Below are 18,917 nucleotides of genomic sequence, written 5' to 3'. Positions count from 1 at the left end.
CCATTTTACTGTACCAGTAACTGTATTAGACATGATAAATATCCTAATTATATATATTGTGCCGAAATTGGCGCGGATAGCGTGGAAAAGTAGACTGCTATTGCGTACCACACGGAAGTTACAAGTAATCCAACGAGACGCATATTTAGACAAAGAACTGCTTTCTAGCTGAGGTGATTCTAGCCCAATATTGAGCTAAGTCAACGATTACTCGAGCGATTGCACATAACTTTTTTAAGTTTTCTGTCATTTTATGCGCGACGTGCCATTTTTATGTATACGTTATTGAGATTAATGTAATTGTTTCTGGCCTATTCACAAATTTAATATTTGTGAATGGTTGGTTTTTGTACCAAAATGCACTGGTTTATTGCAAACAATAAGGATAGAAAATGTCTCGAAAGCGAGTTGATACTCAGGCGAATGATTCCGTGCCTACAGTGGTAGAAGTGGACATAGGCAGGGGTGAAATTAAAGATAACGCACTCAAAGCAATGGTGACCAGTAAGCTATTTAAAGCCAAAGTAGAACAGGCTAAAAAGGGCAAAGGAAGTTATCGAAGAAGCCACAAACATAAGGGCAAAGAGCCCTATTCAAAAGCAGCGTAGCTAATTGGTTTAGCATGTTGAATTTGAATAGGGCTTTTCTGTATTTTCGTAATGAAATCAACGTTCAATTTTTGGTGAGTAGATTGAGTACGCTGTTACCTGGCCTGCTACGATCGCTGAGAACATAAACAAGGCTGAAAGCCCGATACTAGGGATGGGTAAGATAGATTGCTCAAATACTGATTGGCTTGCGCTCACCAGTACTCGGCTACCCGGAACTAAGATAATGATGCCTTGTAAAATATAGATAGCGCCTGTTAACTCCATCTTCTTAGCGACCCACGTGCCATACAAAGTGATCAGCATTGTTGTGACCCAAGTTCCCACTACCCAACCACTATCAAAGCCTAGGTAGAATGGCCCCCACATTCCCAACACCGCAACAGGTAAGCCAAGCATGATGTCTCTTGCTCGTGCATTAAAAATGATGCCGATTGAGATAGAGATCAGGAACACGCCCATTATATGTAACCATGTTGGCACTTCGTTGAGATAGTTTAAGGTCTCGCTGGTTCCCCATATGGCTTCACCAATATTGAGCCCCATGACGATACCAACAAAGAGCTTTATCAATGTTAGGGCGCATTGGCCAAGCAGGCTCGTTCCGGAAACTAGATCATTAAAAGCCAAACATTCTAAAGCATTAGCGATGGATAACCCGGGCACAAATAAAACGATGGACGCAATACAGAGAGCCCAAATCGGGATAGGCAATCCCGTACTGGCAATGAATGCGACTAGAATTCCCGTGACAAGCGCCGCGACAAACTCAACCGCAATGCTTCTTCTGCCTTTGCATACCAATTGGCATACCCAAACCATAAAGCCAAGGAAGACTGAGAACGCAATCGCCTCCATGGTACTGCCGACTAACATGAGATATGCCGGAGGAATGCCCATATTGGCGAATGCGACCACCCATTTAGGGTAACCAGTCGGTTCAGGCACCGGTTCACTGCTGGGTTGATTGATTCTAATGATGGTATTGGCTAAGAGGCTAAGGTTGATGGAAGCGGGTTTTAGTCTCTTCATGACAACAGCGTTGTTGTCGTCGGGGAATTGATAATTAATCGTCGTTGGCGTTGCCTGAACCATCACATCAACATTATGTTTACGAGCGTAATGCTGGGTGTATTTTTCAACTTTATATGGAGCACAGCCACTGCGATGTAATGTGTCCCCAATTTCGACGATTTTTGAAATTCTGTATTGTGAAGGCATGGCGTATAGGGCAGCTAGCGTAAGATGCGCATAAGGTAACAAAGCCCCTAATCTTTGACGAGTGAATTTATCGTATTTTGTTTCGATAATTTGCAGTCGGAATCATGGCCTTATTCCCTTCTCAAAAAAACCAACTATACGCTCTTCGCTCCCTAACGCTAACGTGAACATTTCCCTCCCACAAAAGTGATCTAGATCGACAGGTTACCTTTGCTTACAACTGTTTTTTATTTGTTACATTTTAGCTCGCTATTTACCCGTACCGCTTGAAAGCAAAGGAGGAGACTGAGTGTATTCGATTACATTTTGTAACGACTTTGTTAATGCTTATTGGGTCGTCTAATGTGTACGAAAATTGTTGATTGTTGGCACTTGCAATGCCGTTTAAAAAAGCGACAATGACCGCAAAATTAGTTTTCAAAAATGAAAGGAAGCAAGTCGTAGGTCACCTGACGAGGCGTTAATTATGAAATTATTTGTTATTGCGATGATATCTATTTTAGCTGGTGTAGCATCAGCAGAGCACTTCCACTCATTTATTCTAGGGTTAAGCATTTCAACTCTGGCTGTGGGTGGCTGTTATTGGTTTGCCTTCCGTACTACGCGTTTTCCTGAGTTAGTTCTATTACTACTTTTTCTTGGCATGTTTGCAAAACTAATGATCACGGTTGTGGGTATCGCATTAAGTGTGTCGGCTGACTTAATTACGTCGCCATTTATATTTGCTATGTCGTACTTGTTCTTCTCTATGGTGGCGACTTATCTATGGTTTAGCTATCGAATGAATAAAACGCCGCACTGGACCACACTAATTTCACGTTACGCTAACTAAAAAGCGATATCGTACGTGTAGCATTAGATTATTCTTCAATGACCGATGGCTTGCTATCGGTCATTTTGTTTTAATAAAGACTGATTTTAGTGAAGGTCATACACGCGGTTTAACGGCCTGCGAGAACGGCTGACATTTGATCTCGCACTGTGTAACTAAAATCAAATTTTCGTAAGGATTGGTAAAGGCGTAATTTATCTGTTCTACTTTTATATATACTTCAACACTACTTATTTCATTTGGCTAAGTTATGATTAATATGGATTTCCGATTCGCTGGTGCTTTACTCTCAACTGCTCTTCTCTCACCTTTTGCAGCTGCCGCTCCTACTATAGTTCCCGATGCCCCTGTACTTGGTGCTAATGGTTACATTCTAATGGATTATCACACGGGCCAAGTTTTAGTTGAGAAAGAAGCTCATACAAAACTTAATCCGGCAAGCCTTACCAAGCTCATGACTGCGTACGTTGCAGGACAAGAGATCAAAGCGGGTAATATTGGCAAGCATGATAAGGTTGTGATCAGCAAAAATGCTTGGGCTAAAAAGTTTCCTGACTCATCTAAGATGTTTATCGAGGTGGGTAAAACGGTCGATATGATGGATCTGTATCGAGGCTTGATTGTTCAATCTGGTAACGATGCCAGTGTTGCCATCGCAGAGCACGTTGCAGGCTCTCAAGATTCGTTTGTTGCTCTCATGAATTCATGGGCACAACGCTTAGATCTTGAAAATACCGCGTTTACAAACCCACATGGCCTAGACAGCAATGGTTTGTATTCTACGCCTTTTGATATCGCTACGCTTGGCCGAGCAATCATTCGTGATTTACCAGAAATTTACCCGCTTTATAGTGAGCGTTCATTCAAATACAACGGCATTACTCAATACAACCGTAATGGGTTGCTTCGTGATAGAAGTATGAACGTTGATGGCATGAAAACGGGCTACACAAGTGGAGCAGGCTATAGCTTAGCCAGCTCAGCCACGAGCGGAAACATGCGCTTAATTGCGGTTGTGATGGGTTCAAATAGCACGAAAAGCCGTGAAGCAGAAAGCAAACAGCTTCTTAGCTACGGATTCCGTTTCTTCGACACGGTTTCTCCAAACTCCGCAGGGGAAGAATTAGCGACGCCTAGAGTGTGGATGGGTGATGAAGACAGTGTTGCCGTTGGTTTGGAAGAAGACATCTTCATAACGCTTACCAAGGGTGCGATCAGCAAGCTGAGTGCAAACGTTGAACTGGACGGTGAATTGACGGCGCCAATCAACAAAGGTGATGTATTAGGCAGCGTTTCGTACATGGTAGAAGGTGAAGAAGTCGCTAAATCTTCATTGGTTGCTCTTAACGATGTGGAAGAAGGCAGCTTCTTTAAGAAAGCTATTGACTGGTTCAAGCGTTTAATCGCCAGCTTCTTCTAGCCATGATGTAATCTGATCTTTTTAGTTTCCAGCTAAGGCTTCCAACTAAAATTTCCAACCATGTTTTCCAATTAAGAGCCACGTCAATGACGTGGTTTTTTTATGGATTCCATTCAACATTCTGCTCAACGTAGGGCGCACTGAATCGTTGCCAAACGTTAGTCAAAACCTGACGAATCGCTGACATGCTATCAATGTAATCACGCAGAATTCATCCACATTTTGAATGATAGAGATGACACAGTGCAGTTCACCCAACAAGACAGAGACGCCTTATACACGACCTGGATGTCGCAAAAAGCTAAGATGAGATTAACGCAAATGGAAATGGCGAAAAAAATGGGGTTAACTCAGAGTGCCTTTTCTGAAATGCTGCGCGGTAACACATTACTTTCCATGGAGTTTGTCCATCAGTTTTGCAGCAACCTACATGTTGATGCCTACCATGTTGTCCCTTCCTTAAAACAAACCAATAAGTCTGCACAACAGCTGGTGACACTAAAAAGCACAATCTCGGTTGATGGTGAAATTCAGAAAGTTTATGCGCAGGGTAATCAAGTCATTGTTGAGTATGTCCATACCATCGCTTAATCACTTTTTGGTCATTGATATAAATGTTCAATGATCGTACTTCTATATTTGCATTATATAGTATACCATTCTGATAAATTTATGCATGGTAACCCCAATGAACAACAAATTGATCAATTTAGTGCTGATAGTGCTAGTCACGCTAACCATTGCTGGGTGTAGCTCTGGTCCTCGTCATCACGCAACGAAGTTTACCTCTTACGATGATTTTTCCGCAGGGCCAGAAGGGGGAGTCGATCTTGTGTGGGCTAGGCTTGGTTTACGCAGTCAAGAAAGGTTAGTGGCAAAGCTTGATGGTTACGATTCAGTGGTCATTGATCAAGTCTTTGTCGTTGCAGAAGAAGGCAGCATCGATGAAGAGCAGATTGAAGAGTTGACCAGTTACTTGGTTGATCAGTTGAAGCAAAAAATCGCTCCGCACAAAACGATTGTGGGTGAGCCTGCAGGCAATACACTGCGTTTAAGTATTGCGCTCAGTAATGTCGAGACTCCGAACCCTATATTGGCGGTGACGAGCAGCCTTCTTCCTGCAGGCATTGCCATTTCAACCATTTCTAAAATCACGACGGGCGAACACACGAATGTGGGCAGTGCGACAGTTGAGCTGTTAGTGAGCGATGCTCAAACAGGCACGCCACTGTTCGCTGCGATTGATCGAGAAGCGGGCAACAAAGATTTCTCTACTATGATTGATGCGTTAGACGACGCAAAAGATGCGATTAACTTTTGGGTTGACCGCTTAGGTGTTACTCTTCAAGGCCAAGAATACCAATAGAGTCAAACACCAAGATATTGCCATGCTAGAGAAAGAGAACCTAATTAAGTTAGCCCGAATGCCCATGCCATTTGGAAAATACGCGGGCAGGGCTTTGATTGATTTGCCTGAAGAGTATTTACTTTGGTTCGATAAAAAGGGCTTTCCGTCAGGTGAGTTGGGTGATTTACTAAAGCTTTGTTTGGCCTTGAAAATTGAAGGTTTAGACAGCGTGGTGAAACCACTCAAGCGCATGTAGTGTATGAGTAAGAAAACCCGTACTTCTGATGACGAACGCGTTCTTGTTGCATTACCTTCCCTTATTCACCGTCTTGATGGTGACAGGGTTAAGCAAGCGAAAACTCGCGCTTTAGAGTACCAGTGCGAGTTAAAAAGAGTACGTCGTTCTAGGAATTGGCAGCTGATTGGTGACCCTCTAGCCCTCAAAAATTACCGTCAATCGTTTACGGAAGAACTATACGAATCATTTACTTACCTTATTAAGAAGTTAGATCAAACGTTAGCGACACTTGAGTTTGAGACAGAAACGATAGAAGAGAAGCTAGAGAAAATAGTCATTAGCACACCGAATGTCACTTTGGCAGAATTGATGCAGCGAACGGACTGCACAATGTCGCAGGCACGACGCGCGCGATTCGACTCCGATATACTCTAAATCAATTAGTATTGACAAAAGCACCAGTGATAATTATCACCCTTTCGAACCTCATTCATTCGATTTAAAAGATCAAAATCACAGTTTGATTTCCCTGCCTTTGCAAAGTTTCAAGCATTAACTATTATTCATCGAAACGTATCGATGAGATTTTTTGGATTGGTATCGATACGTTTCGATGAGTAACTTGAATTGACACATTGTATTCAAGTTGACGTTCTCATAAGAGTTGATGTTGTTCACTGTTAAGGTCTAAAAATGAAAAAAAGCACGCTTATTAATGCGGATCTTTCTTACCTAGTCGCCACACTGGGTCATACCGATGAAATCACAATTTGTGATGCGGGCTTACCTATCCCAGATCACGTCACAAGAATAGATTTAGCCCTGACACATGGGGTTCCTAGCTTTCTCGAAACAGTGAAAGTATTGCTATCTGAATCGCAGATAGAGGGCGTCGTTATTGCTGAAGAGTTTGCGACGATCAGTCCTGAACATCACGGTAGCTTACTTGCAGAATTGAAGTTGGAAGAAGAACGTTCTGGCATATCGATTACGATTACTTACGTATCTCATGAAGAGTTTAAAGGCCGGACTCAAGACAGCAGAGCGGTGGTTCGAACGGGTGAGTGTACCCCTTACGCTAACGTGATATTCCAAGCTGGTGTGGTCTTTTAACACGTACGATTTTTAACATTACTGATTTTGAATTGAGGACAGGAAATGACTCAAGCCATTCTACAACTAAGTGCCATTGAAAAAGCATTCCCAGGCGTTAAAGCGCTGGATAAGGCGAGTCTCAATGTCTACCCAGGCCGAGTGATGGCATTAATGGGAGAAAACGGTGCAGGAAAATCGACGTTAATGAAGGTGTTGACCGGTATCTATTCATTGGATGCAGGCACGATTCATTACCAAGGTGAGCCAGCAGCGTTTAAAGGGCCTAGAAATTCGCAGCAAGCGGGCATCAGCATTATTCACCAGGAATTGAATCTAATCCCAGAGCTTACTATTGCTGAGAACATTTTCTTAGGTCGTGAGTTTACCTCTCCACTAGGGCGAATTCAGTGGCAGAAAATGTATCAAGAAGCAGACAAGCTTCTAGCACGACTAAATGTGAAACACACGTCAAACACATTGCTTGGTGATCTTAGCCTGGGTGAGCAGCAAATGGTTGAGATAGCCAAAGCGCTTTCCTTTGAGTCAAAGGTCATCATCATGGATGAACCAACCGACGCGCTGACAGATACCGAGACTGAATCACTGTTCAAAGTGATCAAAGAACTTCGAGAGCAAGGCTGTGGCATTGTTTACATCTCTCACCGCCTAAAAGAGATTTTCGAAATTTGTGACGACATTACTGTGCTCAGAGATGGCAAATTCATTGGCGAATGCGCGGTAGCCGAAACAGATGAAGATGGCCTTATTGAGATGATGGTTGGTCGAAAGTTGGAAGACCAATACCCACGCGTTGACGTTCAACACGGTGACATCTGTATGGAAGTGATTGGGTTAACGGGCTCGGGTGTACACGATGTCAGCTTCACGTTGCAACGCGGTGAAATACTCGGTGTATCGGGTTTGATGGGGGCAGGTCGCACTGAGTTAATGAAGGTGATTTACGGCGCGCTTCCAAGCGAACGTGGCGTGATTAATCTCAACAACAAAACCATTAACCCAGTTAGCCCGCAAGATGGTTTGGCCAATGGTATTGCCTACATTTCGGAAGACCGTAAGGGTGATGGTCTAGTGCTTGGCTTATCGGTCAAAGAAAACATGTCTTTGTGTGCCTTAGATAAACTCGCTAAGGGCGGACGAATTCAACACAGTGAAGAAGTGATAGCCGTCGAAGACTTCATTCGCTTATTCAATATTAAAACTCCCACTCGCGATCAAATCATCGGAAACTTGTCTGGCGGTAACCAGCAAAAAGTCGCCATAGCCAAAGGGCTCATGACTAAACCCAAAGTTCTTATTCTCGATGAGCCAACCCGTGGTGTCGATGTGGGTGCCAAAAAAGAAATCTATCAACTGATCAACAAATTCAAGTCTGAAGGGATGAGCATCATATTAGTCTCTTCAGAAATGCCAGAAGTGCTCGGGATGAGTGATCGAATCATGGTTATGCATGAAGGCCGCATCAGCGGTGAGTTTGATGTGAAAGATGCAGACCAAGAAAAACTACTCGCTTGCGCAGTAGGTAAAAAAATTGAAGAGGAAGCAGCATGAGTGCAAATGCCACCAATAAGTCAACGGATACGATGAGCAAACAAACACACGCTCACGGAAACAAGCTCTTCAGTAAAGAGTGGTTGATCGAACAGAAATCATTGATTGCTTTGCTGTTCTTGATCGTAGTGGTTTCGTTCTTAAACCCGAACTTCTTTACCGTCGACAATATCTTAAACATTCTCCGTCAGACCTCGGTTAACGCGATTATAGCGGTGGGTATGACGCTGGTTATCTTAACCGCGGGCATCGACCTGAGTGTGGGGTCTGTACTGGCTTTATGTGGTGCCTTCGCAGCCACCATGATTGGATTAGAAATCCCGGTGATGATTGCGGTTCCTACATCGCTGCTTGCTGGCGCGGCACTGGGTGCCATCAGTGGCATCATCATCGCGAAGGGTAAGGTTCAAGCCTTTATCGCTACCTTGGTCACAATGACGCTACTACGTGGTGTGACTATGGTGTACACCGATGGCCGACCTATTTCTACGGGTTTTACCGATACCGCAGACGTCTTTGCTTGGTTCGGCACAGGTTACACGCTGGGCATTCCTGTTCCTGTATGGCTAATGGTTTTTGTGTTCGCTGCCGTTTGGTACTTACTCAATCACACTCGCTTTGGACGATACATCTACGCAGTAGGTGGCAATGAATCGGCCGCTCGTCTTTCCGGCATTAACGTTGACCGAGTCAAAATGGGCGTTTACGCGGTGTGTGGCATGCTTGCAGCTTTAGCAGGCATCATTATCACATCACGACTGTCCTCGGCGCAGCCTACCGCGGGCATGGGCTATGAATTGGATGCGATTGCAGCGGTAGTACTCGGCGGTACCAGTCTCATGGGCGGTAAAGGCCGAATCATGGGAACGCTGATTGGTGCCCTTATCATTGGCTTCCTGAATAACGCACTGAACCTACTGGACGTGTCTTCTTACTACCAAATGATTGCCAAAGCTGTGGTTATTTTGCTGGCGGTACTAGTGGACAACAAGAACAAGTAATTGCTCTGAAAATGAATTGAAACAACGCAACAAGTAACACTGACTAAATACGTATTCGGCTAAATGGTTTTGGTCAAAAATACGACATTGAGCCAAGTGATTCAGGGTTTCTGAGGTGATTGGCTCACCCTACACAAAGGACTATAACAATGAAAAAACTAGCTACTCTAATCTCTGCAGCGGTACTTTCTTCCACTATCCCAGTGTCTGCACAGGCACAAGATACAATGGCGATTGTGCTTTCGACACTCAACAACCCTTTCTTCGTGACGATGAAAGATGGTGCTGAAGCTAAAGCAAAAGAGTTGGGATACGAGTTGATTGTATTGGACTCTCAAAATGACCCAAGTAAAGAACTGTCAAACGTTGAAGATTTAACAGTACGTGGCGTGAAAGCGATCTTAATCAACCCTACGGATTCAGACGCTGTATCGAATGCTATTCGCATTGCGAACCGTTCAAACATCCCAGTACTCACACTAGACCGTGGTGCGAGCCGTGGTGAAGTCGTGAGCCACATCGCGTCTGATAACGTGATTGGTGGTGAAATGGCTGGTCACTTTATCATGGAAAAAGTGGGTGAAAAAGCGAAGGTGATTCAGCTTGAGGGTATTGCAGGTACATCGGCAGCGCGTGAGCGTGGAGAAGGATTCATGAATGCTGTCAATAGCAGCGAAATGGAATTGATGGCAAGCCAACCCGCTGATTTCGACCGCACGAAAGGTCTAAACGTAATGGAAAACCTATTGGCGGCTAACCCTGATGTTCAAGCGGTATTTGCGCAAAACGATGAAATGGCATTAGGTGCACTTCGCGCGGTTCAAGCGTCAGGTAAAGACATCATGATCGTTGGCTTTGATGGCACTGATGACGGTATTGCGGCGGTAAATCGCGGCATGTTGGCAGCAACGGTTGCACAACAACCATACTTAATTGGCGCACTGGGTATTGAAACAGCAGCCAGCGTTCTTAAGGGTGAAGAAGTCAAAAAGTACATCCCTGTACCACTAAAAGTTGTGACTAAATAAACGGATTATCTGAAACCAGATAAGACGTAATCGATATTTGCTCTCCACTTCTTATTGGCGTGGCGTCATGAGAAGTCGAGAGCAAAAATGGATATGTATAGGCTCTGGCGGCTCTAACTTGCATCGTTTTTAGAGCTTACACCTATCCATTTTAGAGTGAACTCTCACTCATTTCTCTCATATTTAGGTTCTATAGAACAGAGGATAATCGTATGAATCAGTTGGTGGTTTTAGGTAGTGTTAACGCTGACCATGTTCTTCAAGTGCCTTCTTTTCCTCGCCCTGGCGAAACTCTTCATGGCCGAAATTATCAAGTTATACCGGGTGGAAAAGGTGCAAACCAAGCGGTCGCAGCGGCTCGGCTCAATGCCGACATAGGGTTCATAGCGTGTGTTGGTGACGATGCGTTTGGTATCAATATTCGTGAAAATTTCAAACTTGATGGAATGAATATCAAGGGTGTCAAAATGCAGCCGAACTGCCCAACCGGGATTGCGATGATTCAGGTGTCTGACAGTGGTGAAAACAGTATTTGTATCTCGCCTGAGGCAAACGCCAAATTAAGCGCAGAATCTATCGAATCTGATTTAGAGAGCATTCGACAAGCCAAATATCTTTTGATGCAGCTTGAAACGCCGCTTGATGGCATTGAAAAAGCGGCACTGGTGGCCAAAGAGAGCGGCACAACGGTGATTTTAAACCCTGCCCCAGCGCGCCCATTACCAGAGGCTCTGCTTGCGTGTGTTGATATCATCACACCCAATGAAACCGAAGCGGAAGTGCTGACAGGTGTGACCGTCACAGACAATGAAACGGCTCAACAAGCGGCGAATGTATTGCACGAGAAAGGCATCGAAACCGTCATGATCACCTTGGGTTCAAAAGGGGTATGGCTGAGCTGTTCAGGAGGCAAAGAATGTGGTGATGGTCAGATCATTGCAGGCTTCAAAGTTGAGGTAACCGATACTACAGCAGCCGGAGATACCTTTAATGGGGCATTGGTCACTGGTTTATTAGAGTCGTTGCCTTTAGAATCCTCTATTAAATTTGCTCATGCAGCCGCCGCGATTTCGGTGACGCGATTTGGTGCGCAAACGTCAATACCGACACGTGAAGAAGTCGACGCTTTTTTACAAGAACGAGCATAATGAAAGACAAAATCGAACGAGTATTTGAGCGTTCGTTTGTCGATAGATAAGGATTTTACATGGCGACAATGAAAGATATTGCAAGGGTTGCCGGCGTATCAACGTCAACGGTTAGCCATGTTATTAACAACTCTCGATACGTTAGCGAAGAAATCTCAGAGCGCGTTAACAAAGCCGCTAAAGAACTGAACTACGCACCTTCTGCGCTTGCGCGTAGCCTCAAAATGAACCGCACTAAAACCATTGGTATGCTCGTCACCACCTCAACCAACCCCTTCTTTGGTGAAGTGGTAAAGGGCGTCGAGCGAAGCTGTTATCAAGCAGGGTACAATCTCATTTTGTGTAATACAGAGGGTGACAGTGAACGGATGAAAGCGTCGATCAATACGTTACTTCAGAAACGTGTGGATGGCGTGATCTTGATGTGCTCTACACTAGAAGGCGAGCGTATTGATGTCTTTGAGCGGTATCCTGACATTCCTGTTGTGGTGATGGATTGGGGGCCGATGCTTTTTACCAGCGATAAGATACAGGACAACTCTTTGCGCGGTGGTTACATGGCAGCGAAATACCTGATTGAATCTGGGCATAAAGAGATTGGTTGTATTACCGGCCCTTTGATTCGCCATCAAGCTCAAATGCGTTATGAAGGCTATAAGCGTGCACTGAATGAAGCCGAAATAGAGATAAACCCGAAGTGGATCGTTGAAGCGGATTTTGAATGTGAGGGAGGCTATCAGGCTTTCAATACGATGAAAGAAAGAGGCGCCTTACCGAGTTCTATTTTTGTTTGTAACGACATGATGGCGATGGGCGTGTTAAATGCGGCGAATGAGCAGAGCGTACAAGTTCCTCAAGATATCTCTATTATTGGTTACGATGACATTCAGCTCTCCAAATTTATGACCCCTGCGCTGACTACAATTCATCAGCCCAAATACCGATTGGGAAAAGCGGCGGTTGATACGTTGTTAGAGAAACTAGACAAGCAATCCAATGAAGCGATCGTTGTTCAACTGGAACCCACGCTTACAGTGAGAAAGAGCGTTAAGGTTCTCAGCTAAACGGGTTCATTCAGTAGACTAGGGTGTGACAGTCACACTTTCAATCACAATCGCCTCAACGGGCACATCGTCGTAGCCTTTAGACGACTCTGTGGTGACTTTCGCTATCTTTTTCACCACGTCCATACCCACCGTAACTTGGCCAAACACGGCGTAACCCCAGCCTTTGTTGGTGGTTGCCGTGTGATCAAGACATGCATTATCCGTGAGGTTGATAAAGAATTCAGCGGTTGCCGAGTGCGGTGCTTCTAGCCTTGCCATCGCTATGCTGCCTTTAATGTTTTTCAATCCTCTATTCGCCTCATTGACGATTGGCATGCGCGTTGTCTTTTCTTCGAGGTCTTTTGTTAGGCCACCACCTTGAATCATAAAACCGTCAATCACACGGTGGAATATCGTTCCGTTATAAAAGCCCTCTTTGGCGTATCGACGGAAGTTTTTGGCACTAACGGGTGCACTGTCTTGGTTAAGTTCAACCTGAATATCGCCGAAGTTCGTGTGTAATGTGATCATAAGGGAGCCTCTGCTAGATGGGGCGCCAGTATACTGAATGTCGAAATGAGGCGGTAGCGTTTCAGCCTGTCATCGTTATTTTTACCTGAATAAGCACTTTATTCGTAAGGCTACTCGATATGTTCGAGTTCGACGCCTATAACTAAAGATATAAATAAAATAATGAATAGTTGGAAAGGGCTTGCTTTGACTATCTATGGCTTGAATAAAGGCAATTAGAAGTAATCGATGTGTCCTTAAACGTCATTAAATGGAATGATTTCATAAGGGAGCATATTGTATGTTTTTCCGCAACCTATCCTTACGCTACAAAATCGCCTTTGGTACTGGAATACCGATGATATTATTGGTCTTCCTCTCGTTCATTGCCATTTCAAGCTCCAGCTCGCAAGTTGAATCCAATGCCTTGGTCGATCACACGCATAATGTCATAGAGCAGGCGATGAGAATTGAAGCCGCTGCCGTAGACATGGAAACGGGCATGCGCGGGTATCTTTTAGCGGGTAAGGAAGAGTTCCTGGCTCCGTATATCAATGGTCAATCAGCATTCTCCGAACGGGTTAATAAATTAAAATCAAGAGTCAGTGACAACCCTGTGCAAGTGGCTCGTCTTAATGATATTCAAAGTAATATTAGCGAATGGGTTTCCAAGGTCACTGAGCCTGCAATTCAGCTGCGTCGCGATATTGGGGATGCCAAAACGATGGATGACATTGCTGATTTGATAGCTGAAGCGAAAGGGAAGGTGTATTTCGATAAGTTTCGAGGGCAGGTTGCTCTTTTCATCGAGAGAGAAGCAAAGCTGTTGGAGGCGCGACAAAAACAAAGTGATGAGGATTTCGGCAACGCATTACAGATTATCAACGCGATAAATCTCAGTGGAGTCGCCTCAGGCTCTGATCTTGTTCGTTTAAGCGGTTACATGAGGTCGCAGGAAGAAGCGAGCGGCTGGGTTGGTCACACCTACAAAGTGATTGGTACAACACAAGAGATATTAGCCTCAGCGGTGGATATGGAAACAGGGATGAGAGGGTATTTGTTAGCGGGGAGAGCAGAATTTCTCGAACCCTATGAAAAAGGGAAGGAGAGGTTTGAGTCCCTCATTAACAAGCAAAAACAAACGGTGTCCGATAACCCAGCGCAAGTGACATTACTTGACGACATGCTTACCACGATAAACGAGTGGCAAAGTCAGGTGGTTGAATCAAATATCAACCTTCGAGCGCAAATTGGTGATGCGAAGACAATGAACGACATGGCGCAACTGGTCGGGGAGGCAAGAGGTAAGGTGTACTTCGATAAGTTTCGTCAACAGATCGCCGAGTTTATTCATATAGAAGATGAACTCATGCTCGTTCGTCAAGCATCGGCAAAGGCATCGGCAAGCAATACTAATACGACAATTTTGGTGGGTATGGTTGTGGCCATCATCCTTGGGTTTTCAGTCTCGTGGTTGACGTTGAAATCCATCACCGTGCCGGTTGATGAAGTGGCGAAAGGGCTATCTGCATTAGCAAATGGAGATCTCACCCGAGAGGTGGATATCGATTCATTGGATGAGCTGGGCATGATGGCACGCAATTACAATCAAGCGGTTAGCAGAACCAATAAGGCAATGAAAGAGGTGTTAAGTACGACAGAGGAAGTGACTCTTGGCTCTAAATCTATTTTGCAGGCCAATGACGACATGGCTCATGAGTTGACCCAACAGTCGGATCAAGTGACACAAATAGCGTCATCAATTGAACAAATGTCACTGAGCATACAAGAGGTCGCCTTGAAATCAGCAGACGCGACAACCAGTGCGCAAAATGCGGGCGTGACTGCGAATTCTGGAGGGGATATTGTTAAAAATACCATTGGCGGTATGAATTCCATTGATGAAGCGGTGACAGCGTCTTCAACCAGTGTGCAAGAGCTTGGAAATCGCGGTTCGAAAATTGGTGAGATCATCGGTGTTATTAACGATATAGCTGAGCAGACCAATTTGCTAGCACTTAACGCCGCGATAGAAGCGGCCCGAGCAGGGGAAGCAGGACGCGGATTTGCTGTTGTGGCGGATGAAGTTCGAACACTCGCCGACAGAACCACCTCTGCCACGAAAGAAATCGCTCATTCCATAGAGGCGATTCAAAGTGAAACGCAAGCGGCTGTAGAGGGAATGGAATCTGGGACGGCTTATGTAAAAGAAGGACTTGAACTTGCTCATAAAGCGGGAGTCAGTCTTGATGACATTGTCGAAGGCGCGCAAGAGGTTGCCAGTATGATTGACAGTATTGCAGCAGCGGCTGAGGAGCAGTCTCAGGCGAGCAGTGAAGTCAGCAAAAACGTTGAGTCAGTATCGGAGGTTTCTCGTCATGCGAATGAGCAAGCGAGTCTGGCCGCTATGTCAGCGAGAGAGTTAGAGCAAAAAGCAGAAACGTTGAAGGCATTGGTTGGTCAATTTAAAGTTTAGCCCTGCAATAGAGTTTCGCATTAGACACGCCAAGTCGATTGGTGCTTTGGCGTGTGAACGGTAGGTTGTGAGAGTAGGCTTTTGGCCTCTGAGGGGAAGTGAACAAAAAGTCGTTGTTAGTGCTTAAGGAGAGCAAGAACGGTGAAGGCTAAAAAATGCAATGCTTGGCATAGTCGCCAGCTTCATTTGCCGTCCAATCGCCTTTAGGCTTCTGCTCCATATCCTCACACCATGCTTCGCTACCGACTTCGGTACATGCCATAAGTTGAGTCGTGAGAAACAGTAAAAGTGCGATTTTCTTCATATCATGATCCTTTGAAACATCGAATTGTCGGCAGGCGTTACTCCACCAAATGTTCAATAGTGCTTACATTTAGTGGCGATGTAAATATGTTTTGCCTTAGAATGTATGGACCATTCTATGGTGTTGTACTGGTCACCGAAATTTCGTGTCCATCTAGAATGCCTTTTCCTTCAGACAACTCTTTTAGACGTGCATTGACGACACCATCATCGCTAGTAAACGCAACAGAATACCCTTCTATGTACTCTTGAACGTACCCTGTTGAGAGAGATTTGAGTTTCTCTATGTAGGTGACACCTTTGCTGAATTCCCCTTGCGAGATGGCGGCCAAGTTGGGGGAGAGGAGTTGAAGGAACTTATAGGGGTGGGCAACAAAGCCACTTCCCATCACAAGAGCAGCAATGATAGGCGTGGTAATGACGGCACTTTGGAACCATTCAGAAAAACGTTTATGATCTTTCACAAGACTCGATAAAGAGTCTCGATTAACCCATTCTGTTTTTGCCTTTTTCAAGACCTTACCAACGAGAGAACGTTGCACCATATAATCGACCAGTTTAACAATCCGCTCAAACAGACCACTGATGACACTGACTAACACGCCTGCGCCAGCAAATGCATCCCCTGCTGCTTCTAAGCCTATTTTAGTGACGCCAACCGCCGCATTTTTCAGGCCGCCCATCAACCCTGACGCGGAATGTCTCGCGAGAGCGTTAGCAATAATACTAGGGTGACCACCCAATAGTTCTACGCCGCGCCCTGCGTAGAGTTGAGTCACGAGGTCTCGTGATTTAAAGGCAGCTTGTTTCACACCTGAATAGATGTCGGAAGCACTTTGCACATAGCCCCAGCCTGGAATGAAACTGGAGAAATTCCCCGCGAATTCGGCCGTAAGCCAAGCGCCAAATTCAGCAAACCATTCTGCACCGTACAGTGCGTCGCCATAAACCATTTTGACTTTGCTGACGAGCATGCGAAAGAACTCGGAAATGATCTGCTTTACTTTCGCAATGACCGCTGACGTTGCCTCACCAACAACCGTGACCGCCTTAGTCACTGACTTTCCCGCTTTGGATTGCTGTAGCTTTGCCATCGCATCGGTTTTATTCAGCAGCCCCATAGAAACAGATTTAAGATCGCTTAGCGGCTCTGCACCAATAACAAAGTTGTCAAACAGGTGACCATTTGAAAATGACGAAACCTTATTGATGTCTGTATTTGCCAGCATATACATTGCGCCCATGCGAGCATCGGCCATTTCTAGTAGTTGTACGTCTAGCGCAGTGTTGGTGGTCTTGCCAAAGAGCGTGTCTTTAATTCTTCGTTTTAATATATTTAGACGCATTGTGTCCCCCAGAGTTAACGGACATTCAGTTAAACTGATTATTGATAGCTTTTAGTGTTGATGCATTCATTGCTATTGTAAATGTGTTATTGATATTTTTATGGGTAAATCAATGCTCTTCACTCGTTAAAAGATCAGAAATGGAATACAAAGCGTGTAAGAGCCTCACCTCCATTCGTGGCCAGTTCTCGCGGGTGCGTATCTTTTGCTCAGTTATTTTGTTTGATGTCCATGTTTTTACTGGCTCTTCCCTCCACCTTTTGTTTAATAATGGCTTTTGCTAGAATGCCGCCTCAATTTTATCGTCAGTTAACGCTCCAATTATTGACCAGTCTGAGTTGAGTCGCGGACTATCATGCTGAAGTAGATGCAGAGAATACTCATGAAAAATACCCGTGTAACCATCGGTTTAACCAATCCTAAAAGCCCTTCAAATGTGGGTGCAGTCATGCGCGCTGCGGGTTGTTATCAAGCCGATGAAGTCGTGTATACCGGCCAACGATATGAGAAGGCGTCTAAGTTTCAGACGGATACTAAGAACGTAACTAATAAGATTCCATTAAATGGCGTGGATTCTTTTTTGGATAACTTGAGTGATGAAACAAGCATTGTATGTGTGGATTTTGCAGAAGGAGCGACACCTCTGCCTGAATTTCAGCATCCAGATAACGCCATTTACATTTTTGGTCCAGAAGATGGATCGATTTCTCAAGACGTTGCAGATCGAGCTCATCACGTTGTTTACGTGCCAACCATTGGTTGTATGAACCTCGCTGCTTCGGTGAATGTGTTGCTTTATGATCGCCTTGCTAAGTCATCAAACATGGATACAAGCGAAGAGCTGATCAAATCGAGTCGTGATAACCGCAATCACTTAGTGGTTAAGAGTTAGCGACGGATTTGAGCTAGGAGAAGTACACTTTACTTTATCTAGCTTTTGGCACCATTCCCTAGTTTTATGAATCACAGAATTTTGCTCGAGCTCAGTTTTATGGAAGCAACTGAACGGCACACATAACTCATTGGCGAGCATGTCTATCGCTATCTCCAGTAAGCTATTATTGTTTAACCTTTTCTTTTGCGTAGCAATGACGTTATTCGTGTATTGCAACTGACTTCAGTGGCTATTTGGAATGACACAGGCTGCGATTGGAGCACTTTTCCTCGGGGATTATCCAGATACTGTTTTCGTAATGTGCTATCAGGAAACCCTATTTGAATGGTTTTCCTGTATCTATCGATTCCGAAGTAAGAAAAAGCCAATACTGATGAGACAGTATTGGCTTTTTTGTTCATTCGATGCGAGTGCTTAGCTATTGCGACTTTCGCGATATTGGTATTGATAGTCGACTTCTACAATGGCGCGATATTGCACATCTCCTCGTTGTTTAGAAAACGCCTCGATTTTGATTGTTGTATCGGTGACCTTAACACTCGGGTGTCGTACATTGTTTTCACGAATAGGAAGTTCTTTAATCAATTCGCTGGTTTGCATTGCGTTGAGCTCTTCCATGACTTCGTACCCTGCGTTGTACGCTTGCTCTTGTGTGGTGAATGCTTCTGTCTTGATTGTGGTCTCGGAACTTCGTGTATTGACGGCAGAAAAGGCTGCAGAGCTGACCATCAGTGTGGTTGCTAATAAGATGACTCTTTTCATGTTAATGCTCCTATAAATACCTAGGTTGATGGAAATGACTAATGAGTTGGCCATTTCGATACTACGCATTG

At 44.7% G+C, this 18,917-nt stretch carries 20 protein-coding genes; 15 read left to right on the top strand and 5 right to left on the bottom strand.

The window, feature by feature from the left end:
- The first annotated feature begins 392 nt into the window (after nt 1–392).
- Nucleotides 393–608 (top strand): ribosome alternative rescue factor ArfA, encoded by a 216-nt coding sequence (locus BCU12_RS05770; RefSeq protein ID WP_102403398.1) that lies wholly within the window; start codon nt 393–395, stop codon nt 606–608.
- A gap of 57 nt (nt 609–665) precedes the next feature.
- Here BCU12_RS05770 and BCU12_RS05765 read toward each other — a convergent pair whose 3' ends face one another.
- Nucleotides 666–1,829: a threonine/serine exporter family protein gene (locus tag BCU12_RS05765; RefSeq protein ID WP_102403400.1), complete on the bottom strand. Its 1,164-nt coding sequence runs from the start codon at nt 1,827–1,829 to the stop codon at nt 666–668.
- A 466-nt stretch (nt 1,830–2,295) separates the two neighbouring features.
- On the opposite strand from BCU12_RS05765, the gene BCU12_RS05760 reads away from it, so the two are divergent.
- The 12 genes from BCU12_RS05760 (at nt 2,296) to BCU12_RS05705 (ending at nt 12,572) form a co-directional block, all read left to right on the top strand.
- Entirely contained in the window at nt 2,296–2,661 is a 366-nt protein-coding gene (locus BCU12_RS05760) for an NADH:ubiquinone oxidoreductase (protein WP_102403397.1), read from the top strand.
- Nucleotides 2,662–2,920: 259 nt separating this feature from the next.
- Nucleotides 2,921–4,081 (top strand): D-alanyl-D-alanine carboxypeptidase family protein, encoded by a 1,161-nt coding sequence (locus tag BCU12_RS05755; protein ID WP_102403396.1) that lies wholly within the window; start codon nt 2,921–2,923, stop codon nt 4,079–4,081.
- A gap of 243 nt (nt 4,082–4,324) precedes the next feature.
- Complete coding sequence (locus BCU12_RS05750; RefSeq protein ID WP_102403395.1) at nt 4,325–4,672, top strand: helix-turn-helix transcriptional regulator; 348 nt, start codon at nt 4,325–4,327, stop codon at nt 4,670–4,672.
- 97 nt (nt 4,673–4,769) lie between these two features.
- The gene (locus BCU12_RS05745; protein WP_102403394.1) at nt 4,770–5,447 is read left to right on the top strand and encodes a DUF3313 domain-containing protein; all 678 of its coding nucleotides are present in this window, start codon (nt 4,770–4,772) and stop codon (nt 5,445–5,447) included.
- A gap of 22 nt (nt 5,448–5,469) precedes the next feature.
- Nucleotides 5,470–5,685, top strand: coding sequence for a DUF3820 family protein (locus BCU12_RS05740; protein WP_102403393.1), 216 nt, complete (start codon nt 5,470–5,472; stop codon nt 5,683–5,685).
- A gap of 3 nt (nt 5,686–5,688) precedes the next feature.
- The gene (locus BCU12_RS05735; RefSeq protein WP_102403392.1) at nt 5,689–6,102 is read left to right on the top strand and encodes a ribosome recycling factor family protein; all 414 of its coding nucleotides are present in this window, start codon (nt 5,689–5,691) and stop codon (nt 6,100–6,102) included.
- A 258-nt stretch (nt 6,103–6,360) separates the two neighbouring features.
- A complete protein-coding gene (rbsD, locus tag BCU12_RS05730; RefSeq protein WP_102403391.1) occupies nt 6,361–6,780 on the top strand; it encodes a D-ribose pyranase in 420 nt (139 codons plus the stop codon).
- Nucleotides 6,781–6,825: 45 nt separating this feature from the next.
- Nucleotides 6,826–8,331: a ribose ABC transporter ATP-binding protein RbsA gene (gene rbsA, locus BCU12_RS05725; RefSeq protein WP_102403390.1), complete on the top strand. Its 1,506-nt coding sequence runs from the start codon at nt 6,826–6,828 to the stop codon at nt 8,329–8,331.
- Between the two features lie 32 nt (nt 8,332–8,363).
- Nucleotides 8,364–9,332 (top strand): ribose ABC transporter permease, encoded by a 969-nt coding sequence (gene rbsC / locus BCU12_RS05720; RefSeq protein WP_102403399.1) that lies wholly within the window; start codon nt 8,364–8,366, stop codon nt 9,330–9,332.
- Nucleotides 9,333–9,481: 149 nt separating this feature from the next.
- Nucleotides 9,482–10,360: a ribose ABC transporter substrate-binding protein RbsB gene (gene rbsB, locus BCU12_RS05715; RefSeq protein ID WP_102403389.1), complete on the top strand. Its 879-nt coding sequence runs from the start codon at nt 9,482–9,484 to the stop codon at nt 10,358–10,360.
- A gap of 212 nt (nt 10,361–10,572) precedes the next feature.
- The gene (gene rbsK, locus BCU12_RS05710) at nt 10,573–11,508 is read left to right on the top strand and encodes a ribokinase (protein ID WP_102403388.1); all 936 of its coding nucleotides are present in this window, start codon (nt 10,573–10,575) and stop codon (nt 11,506–11,508) included.
- A gap of 59 nt (nt 11,509–11,567) precedes the next feature.
- On the top strand, nt 11,568–12,572 hold the full coding sequence (locus BCU12_RS05705) for a substrate-binding domain-containing protein (protein WP_102403387.1): 1,005 nt from the start codon (nt 11,568–11,570) through the stop codon (nt 12,570–12,572).
- 18 nt (nt 12,573–12,590) lie between these two features.
- On the opposite strand, the gene BCU12_RS05700 is transcribed toward BCU12_RS05705, so the two are convergent.
- Nucleotides 12,591–13,085 carry a peptidylprolyl isomerase gene (locus BCU12_RS05700; RefSeq protein ID WP_102403386.1) on the bottom strand — a complete coding sequence of 165 codons (495 nt, stop codon included), beginning with the start codon at nt 13,083–13,085 and terminating at the stop codon, nt 12,591–12,593.
- 280 nt (nt 13,086–13,365) lie between these two features.
- Between BCU12_RS05700 and BCU12_RS05695 the strand changes: the two genes are divergently transcribed.
- Nucleotides 13,366–15,540, top strand: a complete 2,175-nt coding sequence (locus BCU12_RS05695; protein WP_102403385.1) for a CHASE3 domain-containing protein — start codon at nt 13,366–13,368, stop codon at nt 15,538–15,540.
- Nucleotides 15,541–15,688: 148 nt separating this feature from the next.
- Here the strand turns inward: BCU12_RS05695 and BCU12_RS05690 are convergent, their stop codons facing one another.
- Nucleotides 15,689–15,844 carry a DUF3012 domain-containing protein gene (locus BCU12_RS05690; RefSeq protein ID WP_102403384.1) on the bottom strand — a complete coding sequence of 52 codons (156 nt, stop codon included), beginning with the start codon at nt 15,842–15,844 and terminating at the stop codon, nt 15,689–15,691.
- Between the two features lie 115 nt (nt 15,845–15,959).
- Entirely contained in the window at nt 15,960–17,189 is a 1,230-nt protein-coding gene (locus BCU12_RS05685; RefSeq protein ID WP_102403383.1) for a hypothetical protein, read from the bottom strand.
- Nucleotides 17,190–17,571: 382 nt separating this feature from the next.
- On the opposite strand from BCU12_RS05685, the gene BCU12_RS05680 reads away from it, so the two are divergent.
- Nucleotides 17,572–18,081, top strand: a complete 510-nt coding sequence (locus tag BCU12_RS05680) for an RNA methyltransferase (RefSeq protein WP_102403382.1) — start codon at nt 17,572–17,574, stop codon at nt 18,079–18,081.
- A 417-nt stretch (nt 18,082–18,498) separates the two neighbouring features.
- Here the strand turns inward: BCU12_RS05680 and BCU12_RS05675 are convergent, their stop codons facing one another.
- The gene (locus tag BCU12_RS05675; RefSeq protein ID WP_102403381.1) at nt 18,499–18,846 is read right to left on the bottom strand and encodes a DUF3316 domain-containing protein; all 348 of its coding nucleotides are present in this window, start codon (nt 18,844–18,846) and stop codon (nt 18,499–18,501) included.
- Nucleotides 18,847–18,917 lie beyond the last annotated feature (71 nt).

Origin of the sequence: Vibrio sp. 10N.261.55.A7, from assembly GCF_002877365.1 — a bacterium.
In the GTDB taxonomy this organism is placed as follows: Bacteria; Pseudomonadota; Gammaproteobacteria; order Enterobacterales; family Vibrionaceae; genus Vibrio.
This window is presented reverse-complemented; position numbering and strand designations above follow the sequence as displayed.